Annotated in this window: 14 protein-coding genes; 7 read left to right on the forward strand and 7 right to left on the reverse strand. The window is 65.5% G+C overall.

All coding sequences use genetic code 11. The features are described from left to right. Positions 1-33: 33 nt before the first annotated feature. Positions 34-438 (reverse strand): helix-turn-helix domain-containing protein, encoded by a 405-nt coding sequence (locus QFZ83_RS04570; RefSeq protein WP_307503155.1) that lies wholly within the window; start codon positions 436-438, stop codon positions 34-36. A 385-nt stretch (positions 439-823) separates the two neighbouring features. On the opposite strand from QFZ83_RS04570, the gene QFZ83_RS04575 reads away from it, so the two are divergent. Continuing rightward, positions 824-1,135, forward strand: coding sequence for a hypothetical protein (locus QFZ83_RS04575; protein WP_307503158.1), 312 nt, complete (start codon positions 824-826; stop codon positions 1,133-1,135). Between the two features lie 292 nt (positions 1,136-1,427). On the opposite strand, the gene QFZ83_RS04580 is transcribed toward QFZ83_RS04575, so the two are convergent. Together QFZ83_RS04580 and QFZ83_RS04585 are read right to left on the reverse strand one after the other, a co-directional pair. After that, a complete protein-coding gene (locus QFZ83_RS04580; protein WP_306880700.1) occupies positions 1,428-1,979 on the reverse strand; it encodes a MarR family winged helix-turn-helix transcriptional regulator in 552 nt (183 codons plus the stop codon). 19 nt (positions 1,980-1,998) lie between these two features. Next, a complete protein-coding gene (locus QFZ83_RS04585; protein WP_306880699.1) occupies positions 1,999-2,160 on the reverse strand; it encodes a hypothetical protein in 162 nt (53 codons plus the stop codon). 894 nt (positions 2,161-3,054) lie between these two features. Between QFZ83_RS04585 and QFZ83_RS04590 the strand changes: the two genes are divergently transcribed. The 5 genes from QFZ83_RS04590 to QFZ83_RS04610 all read left to right on the forward strand — a co-directional run bounded on the left by QFZ83_RS04590 (position 3,055) and on the right by QFZ83_RS04610 (position 9,294). Then, positions 3,055-5,499, forward strand: a complete 2,445-nt coding sequence (locus tag QFZ83_RS04590; RefSeq protein WP_373457491.1) for a phosphoesterase — start codon at positions 3,055-3,057, stop codon at positions 5,497-5,499. A gap of 130 nt (positions 5,500-5,629) precedes the next feature. Beyond that, positions 5,630-7,015 (forward strand): cytochrome-c peroxidase, encoded by a 1,386-nt coding sequence (locus tag QFZ83_RS04595; RefSeq protein WP_307503160.1) that lies wholly within the window; start codon positions 5,630-5,632, stop codon positions 7,013-7,015. Next, entirely contained in the window at positions 7,012-7,677 is a 666-nt protein-coding gene (locus QFZ83_RS04600) for a hypothetical protein (RefSeq protein ID WP_306880697.1), read from the forward strand. The genes QFZ83_RS04595 and QFZ83_RS04600 overlap by 4 nt, the downstream gene beginning before the upstream one ends. Positions 7,678-7,757: 80 nt before the next feature. Further along, positions 7,758-8,390: a hypothetical protein gene (locus QFZ83_RS04605; protein WP_307503163.1), complete on the forward strand. Its 633-nt coding sequence runs from the start codon at positions 7,758-7,760 to the stop codon at positions 8,388-8,390. Between the two features lie 13 nt (positions 8,391-8,403). Next, complete coding sequence (locus tag QFZ83_RS04610; protein ID WP_307503166.1) at positions 8,404-9,294, forward strand: 2OG-Fe(II) oxygenase; 891 nt, start codon at positions 8,404-8,406, stop codon at positions 9,292-9,294. Between the two features lie 62 nt (positions 9,295-9,356). Here the strand turns inward: QFZ83_RS04610 and QFZ83_RS04615 are convergent, their stop codons facing one another. Beyond that, a complete protein-coding gene (locus tag QFZ83_RS04615) occupies positions 9,357-11,063 on the reverse strand; it encodes an S-layer protein (RefSeq protein WP_307503169.1) in 1,707 nt (568 codons plus the stop codon). A 199-nt stretch (positions 11,064-11,262) separates the two neighbouring features. Here QFZ83_RS04615 and QFZ83_RS04620 point away from each other — a divergent pair, with 199 nt between their 5' ends. After that, on the forward strand, positions 11,263-11,649 hold the full coding sequence (locus tag QFZ83_RS04620) for a DUF1090 domain-containing protein (RefSeq protein ID WP_307503171.1): 387 nt from the start codon (positions 11,263-11,265) through the stop codon (positions 11,647-11,649). A gap of 19 nt (positions 11,650-11,668) precedes the next feature. Here the strand turns inward: QFZ83_RS04620 and QFZ83_RS04625 are convergent, their stop codons facing one another. The 3 genes from QFZ83_RS04625 to puuE all read right to left on the reverse strand — a co-directional run bounded on the left by QFZ83_RS04625 (position 11,669) and on the right by puuE (position 15,790). Next, on the reverse strand, positions 11,669-12,895 hold the full coding sequence (locus tag QFZ83_RS04625; protein ID WP_307503174.1) for an ArgE/DapE family deacylase: 1,227 nt from the start codon (positions 12,893-12,895) through the stop codon (positions 11,669-11,671). A 157-nt stretch (positions 12,896-13,052) separates the two neighbouring features. Then, positions 13,053-14,822 (reverse strand): 2-oxo-4-hydroxy-4-carboxy-5-ureidoimidazoline decarboxylase, encoded by a 1,770-nt coding sequence (gene uraD, locus QFZ83_RS04630; protein ID WP_307503177.1) that lies wholly within the window; start codon positions 14,820-14,822, stop codon positions 13,053-13,055. Between the two features lie 2 nt (positions 14,823-14,824). Then, a complete protein-coding gene (gene puuE, locus QFZ83_RS04635) occupies positions 14,825-15,790 on the reverse strand; it encodes an allantoinase PuuE (protein WP_257861357.1) in 966 nt (321 codons plus the stop codon). Between the last annotated feature and the right edge of the window lie 9 nt (positions 15,791-15,799).

A 15,799-nucleotide genomic window follows, 5' to 3' on the forward strand; every position in this document is an offset into this window, starting at 1 on the left:
CGAAGTCGTCGCGGGGCGCGGGCCGTCTGGCCTTCAGGCCGCGGTTTGCGAAGCGGCCGGCTTCTGGAGACTCAGCCTCTCGCCGACCAGCCAGATGTAGAGCTCGATGCGCTCGGCCTCGTTCATCTGCTCTTGCCGGGCGACCACTTCCTCGAACTTGCTCAGTACCTCGCCCACGGTCGGGTGCACATTCTTCGACAGGTCCATCGGGATTTCGGCCCACTTCGGGCCGGCACCGGTGGCCAGCCATCGCGGATTGACCCGGAAATAGTCGGCAATGGCGAACAGGTGCGTCGACTCGATGCCCTTGTTTCGACCCGAAAGCCAGTTGGTGATTGCTGCACGCGTGACCCCGCAGTGGCGCGCGAGGCTGGCCTGCCAGCCGCGGCCGATGTCCGCCGTGAGTTCCTTCAGACGCTCGGTGAACGTGCTGCTCATCGCGCGTACCCCGGGGTCCGGTCTCGCCGTTGCGGGGAGGCAAAGAGGCGCAAGGAGGAGCGCCGCGGCGTGGTCCGGACGGGGCAACACTGCAGGAGCAGCAGCCAGGGGAACGGGCGCGTCCTCGTGCGTCGGGCGAGACGATTCACCGGATGAAAAGCGCTGCCTGGGAAGGCGAAGGACGGAGACATGAAATCCAGGGGGTTGGGAACGGTTCCATGACGCTCTCCCTGCCAGGCTCTGCGTCCTTGGGCTGCGCCGATGCAGCTGCGCATTTTTTCACGAAGACGGTTATTTGCCATCATCAACTAACGACATCTGCGATGAATTGATCAGGCAAGCAACACCGGACCGGATGTTTGAGCGCCACTGCAGGAACGCTGCGATGCGCCGTCGTCTGAGGACGTTCGCCGCGAACGGCTCGGGGGCATCGGGGCCATGCAATGGACGGCCACTACCTCTTCAGGAAACGGGTCCGGGTATCTCTTTTGACCTTGGCCGCCTCGATCTCTCGTTCGGAATGGAGCTGATGCTTGCCGCAGTTGTCGCAGCGATAAAGGCGCAGCCACGGCAGGAGTCGCATCCACGTGCTGCGGCGCATGCGCTTGAGATGGTCGATGCCGCAGGGGCAGGCAGAAAACAGGTTTTGCATGAAGAGGGCGATCTGGATGTGATGGACCCCCTTGCCAAGCTCTGACGGCTTATCGGCGGATGCACTGCAGTGCAGCATTTTTCAGCGAACCCGTGGGTGCCGCACTCCCATGTTCACGGTATTTGTAACTTTGTTACTACATTCGTGTCGCCCTGAACTGCCAGGGCCTGCTGCACTCCGGCTTGGATCGAACGGGCCGCGGACATGCCCGGATCGCGCGTTTCGCCGTCGGAGTGTCTTGGCTGGCTCGCCGGCGCACATCGGGCCGGGTGATGCGGATTTCTTCGACAGACTTGACCGGAACTCCCGGTCGGGTGCCTCTGCCGTCAGGCACCTCTCAAGTGAGGTTCGCGTTCCTCGGCCAGTGACGGCGCGTGCCGCCCGCGCGGCGGTCGGCCTTCTCGGGAACGGCGTCCTGTGCATTCAGTTCCTGGCTGCGCAACTCGACGCGGCGCAGGCATTCGAGAAGCACGTCGTGGTGCCTCTCGTCGAGTCCATCGAGCAGGCCGGTATTGAGATCGGCGATGCGCGGAAACACGTCCTCGTAAAGCTGCCTGCCGGCGGCGCTCAGCTGCACGTGCACCTCGCGGCGGTCGTCGGTGTCCTGGCGCCTCTCGACCAACGCCTTGTCGAAGAGGCCGCGCAGGGCGCGCGAGGTGCGCACGCGGTCCAGCTTCATTCGCTCGGAGAGTTCAGAGGGCCTGATCTCCCCGATCTGCGCAAGCATGCCGATCAATCCCCACTCGCGGTGGGTGATGCCATGGCGTTCCTCCACGATGCGCGTTGCCAGTTTGCTGCCCGGGCGCAATGCGCGCCACAGGCGATGGAGCAGGAGATCGTCCAGCGCGCGGGGCGCGCTCAGTTCCGTCGTATCGGCAAGGGCTTGCATGCGGTTTCGGGCCAGTTGGTCACACGGAAAGTGGCATCGGCGCGACCCGTCGGGTTGCCGATCGTGTCCAGGCGCAATGAACCAGCAGGTAGCCCGCCGATTGCGCTTGCGCGCCGCCCCATGCGGCGACCGGCATGACCGCGGCAAAAGCCGAACGGATCGATTTCAAGTACGTCTTCACCAGTGAATTCCTGTCTCCATATAAAGGCAGCCCGTTCGTTCGCCGCCGCTTGCCGGCGAAGGCGCTGAAGGCTTGCCCAAATCCCGTGACCGCCAACCCAGCCTTGTCGAAAGGACGGGTTCACGACCCCACGGGGTTCGTTGCCCCTCGCTTATCCGGCGAGTAGGCGACGGCGATGCTAGGGAAGCATCCGCAGGAGCACCAATCGTTTTTTCGCTCGCTGAGATACCTAAAGTTCAGAAGTCCCAAGGAATTGAATCGCCGTATCAGAAATCGGTGAAATCCAACATGCAAGAAATTGCGCGTAATCGCAATACCGGCCCACGTGCAATTTGCTTGGCAACTGATCGCAATGTTATTGGTAAATATTAATTGCCGATCTCAATGATATGGAGCGAAGGCAGGCTCCTTTGGCTACCGAGCCGCGAATCAGGCGGTCGTCCGGAGGAATATGCCGCTGGAGGTTATTTGAATTACGCCGAGTAATTGTGCGCATCAATTTCCGAGGGAAATGTACAAGCGGAATTTACCGAGTTGGTTCTGATGCCGAGGACTCGAATCGAAGCGCTCCACGCCTGCTGGTCAGCTGTAGAAGGGCGACCATCCCCGACGCGCAAGCTTCGCGCCGGACCCACCGCAATCAGCGCCCTAATTCTTTCCTAATTAACAAGTCAGCCCATGGTCAGGACACCTGTGGCAGCGAATTGGCGCACCGCAAATGTACCCATTGAATTAGCCAGGAATTAGCAAAAAGCCAAATCCTCTTTTGACACATAGATGTCACCCGCTATTTCTACATTGCTCCTCGATGTGGCGTTTCGTACTCCAAACGCACGATGCCCGCATGCCTCATGCAGGCCGGTCAAAACCATCGATAACCAACAGCCCCTATATATGATGATTTTCCAGAAAAGAGTTTTGCTCTCGTCATTGACGACGGTTGCAGCCTGCGTGCTCGCCGCTTGCGGCGGCGGAAGCGACGGAGGGAGCGGCTTCTTTCCGATCGTTCCTCCGCCTAGCAACACGAGCAGCACGACCTACAGCGGCGTGGTCGCCGCCAGCGGCTACGTGCCGGGCAGCACCACCGGCAACCCGACGCTGAAGCCGGGCTACTACCAGAAGGCCACGGTCTTCGTCGATGCCAACGGCAACGGCGTGCTCGACAGCGGCGAAACCTCGACCGTGACCGATGCCAGCGGCAAGTTCACGCTCACGACCAGCGCCAACGGGCAACTGGTGGCCGACATCGGCACCGGCACGACGAACACCGCCACCGGTGCCGTCGTGGCCAAGCACCTGATCCTGCGCGCCTCGGCCGCCCAGATCGCCGACCAGGGCACGGACAAGATCGTCATCAGCCCGCTGTCGAGCGAAGCGCAGCGCCTGGTGGAAGCCAACGGCAGCGACTACGCGACCGAAAAGGCCAACCTCGTCGCACGCATGAACGGCCCGGCCTTCAACCTCGGCGATGCGAAGTTCAGCGACCCGCTGGCGGACGTGAACACCCTCGGCGGCGCCACCCAGTACGCCGCGCTGTATCAAGACAACGAGCTGACCAACCGCTACACCTACGCGACCGCCAAGCTCGACCGCAAGGACATGTTCCCCGACAACCTGGCCATCGCGGGCGGCGACCCCCGCCTCGTGGGCCTCGCGGGCGTGACGCTCACCAACTCCGACGGCACCAAGGCCACCCCCTCGGCGCCGACGCAGAAGCAGGCGGCCATCACCTTCGCCCAGGCGCAGCAGGCGGCCTTCGATGTGGAAGGCGTGCCGGCTTACGACAACATCTTCGTGATCATCGAAGAGAACAAGTCGACCGATGCGATCGTCGGCAACCCGCGGGCCGTGAACATCAATCACATCCTGAACAACTACAACCAGCTGAGCACGTACTACTCGACCGGCAATCCGTCCGAGCCGAACTACACCGCGCTGGGCGGCGGCGACGACTTCGGCATTCACGACGACAACTGGTTCGGCTGCGGCGCTGTCGGCGACTACAAGATCACGGATGTCGCATTCGCCGGCGGCACGGCCTCCGACGGCCAACCCCTGCCCGTCCAAAAAGATCTCCCACCGACGGGCACTCGCGCCGGCTGGAGCGGAACCGCTGGCGCAACCTGCAGCGACACGCCGACCAACGGCACCGTGCACAACGTCCCCGGCGACAACCTGTTCACGCTGATGTCCAGGACGGGCCGCACCATCCGCACCTACAGCGAATCGATGAACCCCGGCCAGGATGTGCGCGGCGACAGCATTGGCGACACCAACGTGGTCGCCACTTACGACACGAGCCGCCTGAAGGGCGTGACCAACCTGGACGGCTCGGCCATTCCCGCCCTCGTCGGCACGTCCAACTTCGCGGTGGTCAACGGCCTCTACAAGGTCAAGCACGGTCCGTCGATCGCCTTCCAGGACGCACGCAACCTGCCCGAGTTCGTGGCCACGAACCGCACCATCTTCGGCACGCAGTACCAGGAAGCGGACTGGCTCAAGACCGGGGCCTACCAGGTGCCGGGCGGCTGGGTGTATGACCAGTTCAGCAAGGACCTGGCCGCGGGCGATGTGGGCAACATCAACTTCATCGTGCCGGACCAGTGCGACGACATGCACGGCGTGGGCAGCGACTCGAGCTGCCAAGGCGGCAACGACGGCCAGGGCCCCAACATCAAGCGTGCCGACATCTACCTGGGCATGACGGTCAAGGCAATCCAGAACTCGGCGCTGTGGAAGAACCCGCACAAGCGCGTGGCGATCGTGGTGATGTTCGACGAAGGCGAAGGCGGCAGCAACGGCTCGTGCTGCGGCTGGAACGCGGGCGGCCCGAATTCCGGCGCCGCGCCGGTGACCGTGGACGCGAGCGGCAAGGCCGTCGCCACCACGCCGCCAGCCAACTACGCGGGGGGCAACTTCGGCCACGGCAATTCGATCTTCGGCATCCTCACGAACCAGCAGGACGTGGGCACGGCGAAGAAGAAGGTTGCCGACAGCGACGCCTACAGCCACTTCTCGTTCGTGCGCACGCTGCAGGACATGTTCCAGATCGCCGACCCGGCTGTCGATGCGACGTACCTGAACCGCGCCAAATATTCGGAAGCGTTCATCACCGCCAACATCCTGGCGCTGCCTGAGTACCAGAACAGCGCGGACACGCACTTCGACTCGGTGCGGCCGATCAACCATGCCTACGTGATCCCGGCCAACTACAAGCAGAAGCTGTACGCGAACGACATCGTCGGCGTGAAGAACCCGGACACGAACGAGGTGCAAGGCCAGATCACGCCGCAAGTCGGTGCTGACGCGAGCCAGACCAGCGTCTGGGCGACGAAGTAAGTCAACCGAAGACCGACGACAGAAAAGCCGCGGAGGGCGCGGAGGCGGGACGCGAGACGTCTTGCCTCCGCACCCTCCGCGGCACAAGCTTGAAGCGATTTCCCTTTTGATGAATCTGGCAACGGACAAGATGGTCCCGCTCGTCATGGCGCTCTCGGTAGCGCTGTTGGCTTTGACGGCATGCAACGGCAACGGCAATGCGGTGGCGACCGCCCCCGCTCCCCGCAAACAGGTGCTGAGTGCCCAGGCGCAAGTCGGGCAACTGGCCTTCTTCGACAAGAACCTCTCGCGCGGAAAGAACATGTCGTGCGCGAGCTGCCACGACCCGCAATACGCCTACGGTCCGCCGAACAGCATCTCGGTGCAACTAGGTTCCGACATCACAAAGACCGGCGCGCGCGCCGTGCCCTCGCTGCGCTACAAGGAATCGACGCCGCCCTTCAGCGAAGACGCGCCGAACCCCGACGGCGTCACCTCCAACTCGCCGGGTGGCGGCTTCATGGCGGATGGTCGCGCGGCCACGCTGGCGACACAGGCCGGGATGCCGCTGCTCAACCCGCTCGAGATGAACAACAGCTCGAAGGAGGCGGTCGTGAAGGCGGTGCAGAACGGCGCCTATGCGGGCCTCTTCAAGCAGACCTTCGGCGCCAACGTGTTCGACAACACCGATGCCGCCTTCGACGCCCTGGGCACCGCGATCCAGGCGCTGGAGACCGAGGACCTGAGCTTTCATCCGTACAGCAGCAAGTACGACCTCTATGTCTTCAACAAGATCGGCGGCGTGCTGACGCCGGCCGAGCGGCGCGGCGAGGTGCTGTTCCACAGCACCGGCGTCACCAACTGCTCGGGCTGCCACTACACGGGCGCGAACTTCAACGGCAACAGCGGCCTGATGACGGACTTCACTTATCAAGCCCTGGGCGCGCCGCGCAACGACCGGTCGATCCCGAACAACCCGGACCCGATTCCGGCGAACGACGACCCGGCGTATTTCGACATGGGCCTGTGCGGCCCCTTCCGCACCGACTACATGCCAGCCCCGGGCAAAGCGCATCCGTACTGCGGCATGTTCAAGGTGCCGGTGCTGCGCAACGCGGCGACGCGCGGGGCCTTCTTTCACAACGGCGTGCTGCATTCGCTGGAGCAGGTCGTCAACTTCTACAACACGCGCGACACCAATCCCGAGTACTGGTATCCATCGCATGGCGACGGCACCGGCAAGCCGCAGGCCAACCCGGTCTGGGCGCTCCAGCCCACCGCCGTACCGGGTGCGACGGTCGACAAGTACAACGACCTGCCGCCAGTGCAGCAAGGCAACGTCGACGAGGAAGTGCCGATGGGCACCGGCGAGGGCGGCGAGAAGACGCTCGCCAGCGGCACGAAGCCGCGCGCGCCCGGCTCCACCCCGGTCATGACGCCGCAGCAGGTCGCCGACCTGGTCTGCTTCCTGGGCACGCTGAGCGACGGCTACCAGCCTTCCTCCGCGCCATCGGCCAGCGGCAGGTGCGTGAAGTGAAGACGAATACAAACGCCGTTTCTCGGTGCATCGGCGGTGCGTTGTCCCTGCTGGTAGTCCTGGTCTCGCTCGCCGGTTGCGACAACGAAGCGGCGCGCATGCCGAACCAGGAAAACTTCACCGCGACGACCAACGACTACCTCGCGCAGCGCGGCCATGTGTGCCTCGCCAAATACGAGTGGCCGATCACCGTGGCGGCCGGATCGCGCGAACCCGATGCACAGCAGATGCCCGTGCTCGAGAAGCTGGGGCTGGTGACAGGCAAGGATGTCGTTGCCGTTACCCCCAAGGACACGGCTGCGGCCGTGCCGGCCCGCGAATACGCGCTGACCGATGCGGGCCGCAAGTCCTACCTGCAGGTGCCCGTGGTGATCCGCACCACGACCGAGAACATCACGCACCCGGCCGACTTCTGCGCGGCCACGCTGAGCCTGGACCGCCTCGTCGGCTGGGACCCGCCGCAAACGCGCGACGGCCGCACCGCGACCTCGCTGCTCTTCACCTACCGCATCGCGCTCGAACCCTGGGCGGCAACGCCCGAGGCGCAGCAGGCCTTTCCGCTGCTGGCGCGTGCCATCCAGCGCGAAGGAACGATGCAGATGCGCCTGGGCGTTCATCTGACGCAGCGCGGCTGGGTTGCCGACGAGCTCGATGCGCATTGACCGAATCCACGACACGCCCCCGTCAAACCACAACAAGACTTCGCATGAATTTCCGTTCCATTCGCCCGAGCCGCCACGCCATGACCCTGGCGAGCATCGCCTTGGTTGCTGCGCTGGCCGCATGCAGCACCAGCCACGATGCCAATGCACCCACTGCCGAGAACCTCGCGGCGCCGCTGGACGACTACCTGGCCCAGCGCGGCGACATCTGCCTCGCGATGGCCGACTGGCCGATCGACCTGACCGAAGCCGAGGCGGGCGCCGGTGCCCGCCATGCGATCCAGTTCCCGGTGATGGAGCAACTGGGCCTGGTGCACAGCACCATCGTCGCCGTGCCGAAGAGCTCCGAGAACCCGGATGGCGCCGTCAAGCGATTCGAGCTGACCGACGCGGGCCGCAAGTTCTACAAGCCGCATGCGTCCGCAGCGAAAGGCGCCGAACAGCAACAACCTACCAACGATTTCTGCGTGGCGCATCTCAAGCGCGAGCAGATCGTCGACGTCAAGGTCGACGCCTCCAACGCGCAGCATCCGATGGCAGTGGTGAGCTACACCTACCAGATCGACACCGCGCCGTGGATGCAGGACGCCGACGCGCAGCGCGTGTTCCCGATGGTCGCGCGCATCGCCAACGGCGCGGGCGGCAAGCTGCAACTGCGCCAGGGCTTCACGCGCGGCGACAAGGGCTGGGTCGCCGAGACGGGGCCGGTCTGATTCGGCAACGCGCATGAGCACCGTCGTCCGTTTCTCGCCCGACCTGGGCCGCTGGCTCACGCACAACCTCAATGCCGGCCAGATGCCGCAGGCGCTGGTGGCCACGATGCGAAAGCAGGGCATGAACGAGCGGGCCGCGCAAGGCATCGTCGCGGCCTACCTCGACGCGCGCCAGCGCGGAGGGCCGATGCCGGCCGACGCCATCGAACTGCCGGACGAGGTGCCGTCCGAGCCCGTGGCGCGGCTCGCGCCGGGCACGCGAATCCTCGCAGTCGATCGCGAGATCGTCGTGCATTCGCGCGGCGAAGACCCGGTCTTTGCGGCGCTGGGCAACGTCGTGGATGCCGACGAATGCAAGGCCCTCATCGAGATGGCGAAGCCGCGCCTGAAACCTTCCACGCTGGTCGATCCGAGGAGCGGCCGCGACGTGGTGAGCGACAAACGCGCGAGCTGGGGCATGTTCTTCCGCCTCGGTGAGAACGACCTCGTCGCCCGTCTCGACCTGCGCCTTTCGGCGCTGATGAACCTTCCGCTGGAAAACGGCGAGGGGCTGCAGCTGCTGTACTACCCCACCGGCGCGGGCAGCGAACCGCACCACGACTACCTCGCGCCCACCAACGCCGCCAACCGCGAATCCATCGCGCGAAGCGGCCAGCGCGTGAGCACCCTCGTGACCTACCTGAACGACGCGCCGGAAGGCGGCCAGACCGTCTTTCCGCAGCTCGGCCTGGGGGTGTCGCCGATACGCGGCAACGCCTGCTACTTCGAGTACTGCGATGGCAACGGCCGCGTCGATGCGCGCTCCCTGCACGCGAGCGCACCGGTGACGCGGGGTGACAAATGGGTCATGACGAAGTGGATGCGCGAGCGCCGCTTCGTGGCTGCCGACGAGGCGGCGCGTTGAAGCGGCCTTGAAAGAAGCGCCATGCCCCGGCGAGGGACATGGCACTTCGTGCCGGGCAAAAACTACTGCGCCGCGACCTTCACGAACACCGGGTTCGAATAGAACCACAGGTCGCTGTAGTTGCGCGCGTTGATGGCGTTGAAGCGCGCCACGTTGTCCGCGCCGCTTGTCTGCGCATCGAACAGCGGTTCGCCGCCCGCGGTTTCGTTGGGCACGTCGGTGCCGAGGTTGGTGCCGCGCAGGCGGAAGTACTGGTTGCTGCCGGCCTTGACCGTGTAGCTCACCGAGAAGTAGCCGTCGGCATCGAGCTTCCAGTCGCTGCGCGTGAAGCGCTTGACCACGCGGGTCGATGGATTGGTGTCGCGCGCATAGCCCGGCGTGCCCGGGGTTTCGCGGCCGGTCACGTCGCCTGCGATGAGGTCGACGTGATCGACCACCGGCTTCACGTTGGCGAACACGCCGCTGCCCAGCTGGAACTCGTAGTTGTTGCGCTCGGGGCTCTTGAAGCGGATGGTGATCTTCAGGTCTTCGCCCGGCACGGCCGGCACTTCGGCGCCCATCTCGCCCGTGGCCTTGGCGCTCTGCACCTTGAAGTCGAGCGCATCGATCAGGCCGCCGTTCACCGCGAAGAGCTTGCCCGCGCGAAAGGCCGAGAGCAGCGATTTCGGGTCCTTGATGTCGCCCCAGAGGTGGTTCTTCGCGTATTCGCCCGGCGCATAGCCGCTGCTGTACTGGCCCTGCGAGATGGTGAAGTGGTAGTCCGAATCCGCCACGTTCCAGATGTGGCGGCCCTCGGACAGCAGTGCGTCCCAGGTGCCGCCGAGCCTGGCGACGAGGAAGTCCACGCCGCCATAGGTGCGCGAAGGCAGGTTGGCCGGCGTGTAGGCGCTGTTGTAGCCGCCGCGGTCGGGCTCCATCTGGTTGCCGACCATGCCTTCGAGCGAGAACACGATGTTCGGCGCGGTGTCGTTCATCTCGCGCAGTTGCGCGGCCGTGTACTTGCCCGGGTTGCGCGAGGGATGGTTGATCTGCAGGTAGCTCGTGTCCGGATAGTTCTTCTTGAGCCAGGCGATGGCCGCGAGCACGTCGGCGTGCGTGGAGAAGGCGCGCGCGTCCTTCGCGTTCCATGCCGTCACGTCGTCGGCCGGGAACAGCGCGGGGTCGCGGTTGGTGAACAGGTATTCGAACTGGTTCGCGGCCTTGAGCGCGGCATCGGACATCGGGTTGTCGGTGAGGATGCCCACGTTGCCATGGTCGTGCGTGGCCATGTCCCACTCGAACGACGCGAAGATCGTCTTGTCGGCGTACTTGCCACCTGCCTGCAGCGCCTTGATGCGCGGCACCTGGTACTTCGCCATGCCTTCGGAGAAGGGAATCTGCTTGGCCAGCTTGTTGCCGTCGTTGTCGTAGGAAGACAGGCGCAGGTGGTCGGAGATCGCGGCCCAGTCGAGGCCGAAGCGGTCGAAGGCCTTGGCGAGCACCTGGTCGAGCGTGGAGATCTGCTGCGTGTCGTCCGACTGGATCGTGTGGACGTGCAGGTCGCCGACGGTCCAGCGGCCGGTGGGCTCCGAGGGCGGCGCCGGCGGCGCGGGAGGTGGCGATGCAGCAGGGGCCGGTGCGGGCGCCGGCGCCGCCGGAACGATGGGCAGCCCCGCGAACGGGTTGCCCCCGCCGGAGCCGCCGCCGCAAGCGGTCAGCGCGGCCGCGGCGAGTGCGAAGGTGGAGAAGCGGGCGGCGGGGGAGCGGGAGGAAAGAGGATGGGATTTCATGACGGCAGACACGGCGACGGCCAGCAAAGGCTGGCCGTCGCTCCAGGGTTTCAAGAGAACCCCGAGTCTGGAATCCTGTCGTGACGCGGCGATGAAACTGAAGTGAAAGGTTTGAGCGGGAAAGGCCGAAGTCCCTTCCGCGGGAACGCTCGCTACAGTGAATCACCGGCCGACGTCACCCGCCGGACAAGGACGACACGTGCGACATCTTCTTTCCTCGGTTCTTGCCGCAACCATCATCGCGACGCTCTCCCTGAGCGCGGCCGCGCAGCCGATCACCAGCGAAAGCTGCAACGCCAAGCGCGAAGCCATCGAGCGCGACATCGACGCGGCAAAGGCCGAGGGCCAAGCGCAGCGGGTGCGTGGGCTGGAGCGGGCGTTGAGCGCCAACCAGCGCAACTGCAGCGAGGAGCGGCTGCAGGCCGAGCACCGCAAGCGGGTGAAGGCCCAGGAGCGCAAGGTGGCCGAGCGACAGCGCGAGCTGCAAGAGGCCAAGCACAAGGGCCGCGCGGACAAGATCGCGCAGCGCGAGGGCAAGCTGCGCGAGGAGGAGGCCGAGCTCGAGCGGCTGAAAGCCGCCCACTGAGCCCCGCCGAGGGCCGGCCTCAGGCCAGCAGGTCGCTCAGCGTGCGCGCAATCACCTTGGTGGCGCGGCGGAGGTCTTCGAGCACCACGCGCTCGTCGCTGCGCTTGGCGTGCGATTCGAGCACCGTGCGCGGGCCGGCGCCGTAGATCACGCCGGGAATGCCGGCCTCGCCATACAGGCGCACGTCGGTGTAGAGCGGCGTGCCCATGGCCTTGATCGGCTCGCCGAACAGCTCGCCGCCGTGCTTCTGGATCGCATCGACCAGCGGCTTGTTGCCCGCGAGCGGCTTCATCGAGTTGGCCAGCAGCAGGCGCTTGATATCGACCGTGATGCCGGCGCTTTCAGCGGCCGCATCGGCGATCACCTTGCGGATCGTCGCCTCGACTTCGACCGGGTTCTCCTCGGGGATCATGCGGCGGTCGAGCTTGAACATGACCTTGCCGGGCACGACGTTGGTGTTGGTGCCGCCTTCGATGCGGCCCACGTTCAGGTACGGGTGCGTGATGCCCTCGACCTTCGACGTCACCTGCTGGTAGAGCGTGTTCTGCGCGTAGAGCGCGTTCAGGATCTTCACCGCGCCTTGCAGCGCATCGACGCCGGTGGTCGGGATGGCGGCGTGCGCCATCTTGCCGTGCACCGTCACTTCCATCTGGAGGCACCCGTTGTGCGCGGTGACGACTTCGTAGCTGAAGCCGGCCGCAATCATCAGGTCGGGCTTGGTCAGGCCCTTCTCGAGCAGCCAGCCCGGGCCGAGGATGCCGCCGAATTCCTCGTCGTAGGTGAAGTGCAGCTCGACGCTGCCCTTGGCCGGCTTGGCGACCGCTTCGAGCGCACGCAGCGCGAAAGTGAAGCTCGCGAAGTCGCTCTTGCTCACCGCGGCGGCGCGGCCGTAGAGGCTGCCGTCGGCGATCTCGCCGCCGTAGGGGTCATGCGTCCAGCCTTCGCCGGGAGGCACCACATCGCCGTGGGCATTGAGCGCGACCGTCAGGCCGTCGTTGCCGTACTTCCGGCGCACGATCAGGTTAGTGATCGATTCGAGGCCGTAGTCCTTCACTTCCTGCGCGGGCACGGCGTGCTTCTCGGCATCGAGGCCGAAGTCCTTCAGCAGCTCGGCGGTGCGCTCGGCGTGCGGCGCGTTGTTGCCCGGAGGCGTGTCGGTGGGCACGCGCACGAGTTCCTGCAGGAACTTCACTTCCTCGTCGAAGTGGGCGTCGATCCAGGCGTCGAGCTTGGCGTAGTCGGTCATAGAAGGCCTCTTCAGATAGCTAATTCAATTTCGGATCGCACTTCGTTCGCTGCGAAATCTTTTCGGGAAACACCGTGGAACCGGCTTTGCCGGGCCACCGGTGTTGCCCCCTTGAGGGGGAAGCGGCTACACGCAGTGAGCTGCAACGGGGGGGGCCTCATTCAGCTGCGAGGTCGTTCAGCAGGTTCTGGAAGGCCTGCACCGCGAGCTGGATGTCGTCGTTGGTGCTCGATTCGAGCGGGTTGTGGCTGATGCCCGAGTTGATGCCGCGCACGAAGAGCATGGCCTGGGGCATCACCTCGTGCAGCTTCATCGCGTCGTGGCCGGCGCCGCTGGGCATGCGGAACAGCGGAATGCCCAGCGCATCGACCGCCTTCTCCCAGCGTTGCTGCCAGTCGGGCGCGCTCGGCGCGGCGGAGGCGCGCATGCTTTCCTCGATCTCGTAGCGCACGCCGCGGCGTTCGCAGATGGCCTTGAGTTCGGCTAGCACGTCGTCGGTGAGCGCATCGCGTTGCGCGTTGTTCGGCGCACGCATGTCCAGACTGAACTTGCAGCGGCCCGGCACCACGTTGATGGAGCCGCTGGGCACTTCGAGCATGCCGACGGTGCCGACCGAGTCGCCGTCTTTCGCGGCGCGCTGCTCGGTGTAGAGGATGAGTTCGGCGACCGCTGCGGCGGCGTCGCGGCGGCGGTCCATCGGCGTCGTGCCCGCGTGGCTGGCCGTGCCGATCACTTCGCCCACGAAGCGCACGCCGCCGTTGATGGCGGTGACGATGCCCAGCGGCAGGTCGAGCTCGGTGAGCACCGGGCCCTGTTCGATGTGCACCTCGACGAAGCCGAGGTAGCGCGCCGGGTCGCGCTGGATCTTCGGAATATCTTCCGGCTTCAGGCCCGCGTGCTGCATGGCCTCGCGCATGGTGATGCCGTCGGCATCCTTCTGGTCGAGCCAGCGCGCATCGAAATGGCCGATGAGCGCGCCCGAGCCGAGGAAGGTCGCCTTGTAGCGCTGGCCTTCTTCTTCCGCGAAGCCGACGACTTCGAAGGCGAAGGGCAGGCGCTTGCCTTGCCGCGCGAGTTCGCGCACGCAGGCGATCGGCACGAAGATGCCCAGGCGCCCGTCGTACTTGCCGCCGTTGCGCACGGTGTCGTAGTGCGAACCGGTGAGCAGGGTCTTCGCGTCGGGCGTTGCACCTTCGTAGCGGCCGACCACGTTGCCGACCGCATCGATGTGCACCGAGTCGAAGCCCACGTCGCGCATCAGCGCGCTGATCTGCGCGGCGCAGGCGCGGTGCGCGTCGGTCAGATACGTGACGGTGAGCTGGCCCTTCTCGGCATAGCCGGGGTCGGTGTGCACCGAGAGCTGTTCCTGCCAGTCCCACACGTCGTTGCCGAGCGTGATGTCGGCGGCGAACTTGTCGTCGAGGCGGATCTCGGCGATGCGGTGGATGTTGCGCAGCGCTTCGCCGAGTTCGAATTCAGGGTGGTTGAAAAGCCGGCGCTCGAAGGTGTCGATGATCTCGCGCTTGGCGAGGCCGGTGCCGCGCGGGCCGCGCACCGCGAGGATGAACGGGAAGCCGAACTTCGCGTTGTAGTCGGCGTTGAGCTTCTGGATCTTGGCGAACTCTTCGGGCGTGCAATCGGTGAGGCCGGCCTTGCTCTGCTCGTTGGTCGATTCGGCCGTGAGCGTCTTGCTGACCATGGCCTTGCCCGCGAGCTCGGGGTGGGCGCGGATCAGGCCAATCTGTTCATCGGTAGACGATGCGGCCAGTGCTTTCACCAGCGCATGCTTCAGGTGCGCGAGCGAACGGAAGGGACGCGCGGGCAGCGCGCGCTGCGCGATCCAGGGCGAGTGCTCGTAGATGCCGTCGAGCAGGGCGACGGCTTCGGCGGGCACGGCCGTGTTGAGTTGGGCGATGGTGAGGCTCATGGTCAGCTTCCTGTGACGGCCGATGTGAAGGGGTGCGCCTGCTTCCAATGCCGCGCGATGTCCACGCGCCGGCAGACCCACACGCGGTCGTGCTGAGCGATGTGGTCGAGAAAGCGCTGCAGCGCGGTGATGCGGCCGGGCCGCCCGAGCAGGCGGCAGTGCATGCCGATGCTCATCATCTTGGGGCTGTTGTCGCCGTTCGCGTCGCCTTCGGCGTAGAGCGCATCGAAGGTGTCCTTCATGTACTGGAAGAACGGGTCGGCGTGCGAGTAGCCCTGGGGCAATGCGAAGCGCATGTCGTTCACGTCGAGCGTGTAGGGCACGATGAGCTGCGGCACGACCGTACCGTCGGTCTTCTGCACCTTCATCCAGAAGGGCAGGTCGTCGCCGTAGTAGTCGCTGTCGTATTCGAAGCCGCCGTAGTCGGCCACGAGGCGCCGGGTGCGCGGGCTGTCGCGGCCGGTGTACCAGCCGAGCGCGCGCTCGCCGGTGAGCTTTTCGATGGCTTCCATGCCCAGGCGCATGTGCTCGCGCTCGGTGGCTTCATCGAGGTTCTGGTAGTGGATCCAGCGCCAGCCGTGGCAGGCGATTTCGTGGCCCAGTTCCTTGAAGGCGGCCGTGAGCTCGGGGTAGCGCTCCAGCGCCATGCCGACGCCGAACACGGTGAGCGGCAGGCCACGCTTTTCGAACTCGCGCAGGATGCGCCAGACGCCTGCGCGCGAGCCGTATTCGTAGATGCCTTCCATGCTGATGTGGCGGTCTGGAAAGCTGGCCGGATTGAACATCTCGGAGAGGAACTGCTCGGAGCCTGCGTCGCCGTGCAGCGTCGCGTTCTCGCCGCCCTCTTCGTAGTTGAGGACGAATTGCACCGCGATGCGCGCGCCGCCCGGCCACTGGGCATGCGGCGGGTTGCGGCCGTAGCCGACGAGGTCGCGCGGGTAGGGCAGGGTGGTGTCGTAGACGGTCATGAGGTCAAG

The sequence above is a fragment of the Variovorax sp. W1I1 genome (genome assembly GCF_030815625.1).
GTDB lineage: Bacteria > Pseudomonadota > Gammaproteobacteria > Burkholderiales > Burkholderiaceae_C > Variovorax > Variovorax paradoxus_C.

Bases quoted from the DNA above. Each gene is read 5' to 3' on its own strand.
- QFZ83_RS04580 (WP_306880700.1), bottom strand. From the start codon at position 1,979: ATGCAAGCCCTTGCCGATACGACGGAACTGAGCGCGCCCCGCGCGCTG.
- QFZ83_RS04610 (WP_307503166.1), top strand. From the start codon at position 8,404: ATGAGCACCGTCGTCCGTTTCTCGCCCGACCTGGGCCGCTGGCTCACG.
- QFZ83_RS04605 (WP_307503163.1), top strand. From the start codon at position 7,758: ATGACCCTGGCGAGCATCGCCTTGGTTGCTGCGCTGGCCGCATGCAGC.
- QFZ83_RS04595 (WP_307503160.1), top strand. From the start codon at position 5,630: ATGGTCCCGCTCGTCATGGCGCTCTCGGTAGCGCTGTTGGCTTTGACG.
- QFZ83_RS04575 (WP_307503158.1), top strand. From the start codon at position 824: ATGCGCCGTCGTCTGAGGACGTTCGCCGCGAACGGCTCGGGGGCATCG.
- QFZ83_RS04615 (WP_307503169.1), bottom strand. From the start codon at position 11,063: ATGAAATCCCATCCTCTTTCCTCCCGCTCCCCCGCCGCCCGCTTCTCC.
- uraD (WP_307503177.1), bottom strand. From the start codon at position 14,822: ATGAGCCTCACCATCGCCCAACTCAACACGGCCGTGCCCGCCGAAGCC.
- puuE (WP_257861357.1), bottom strand. From the start codon at position 15,790: ATGACCGTCTACGACACCACCCTGCCCTACCCGCGCGACCTCGTCGGC.
- QFZ83_RS04570 (WP_307503155.1), bottom strand. From the start codon at position 438: ATGAGCAGCACGTTCACCGAGCGTCTGAAGGAACTCACGGCGGACATC.
- QFZ83_RS04590 (WP_373457491.1), top strand. From the start codon at position 3,055: ATGATGATTTTCCAGAAAAGAGTTTTGCTCTCGTCATTGACGACGGTT.
- QFZ83_RS04625 (WP_307503174.1), bottom strand. From the start codon at position 12,895: ATGACCGACTACGCCAAGCTCGACGCCTGGATCGACGCCCACTTCGAC.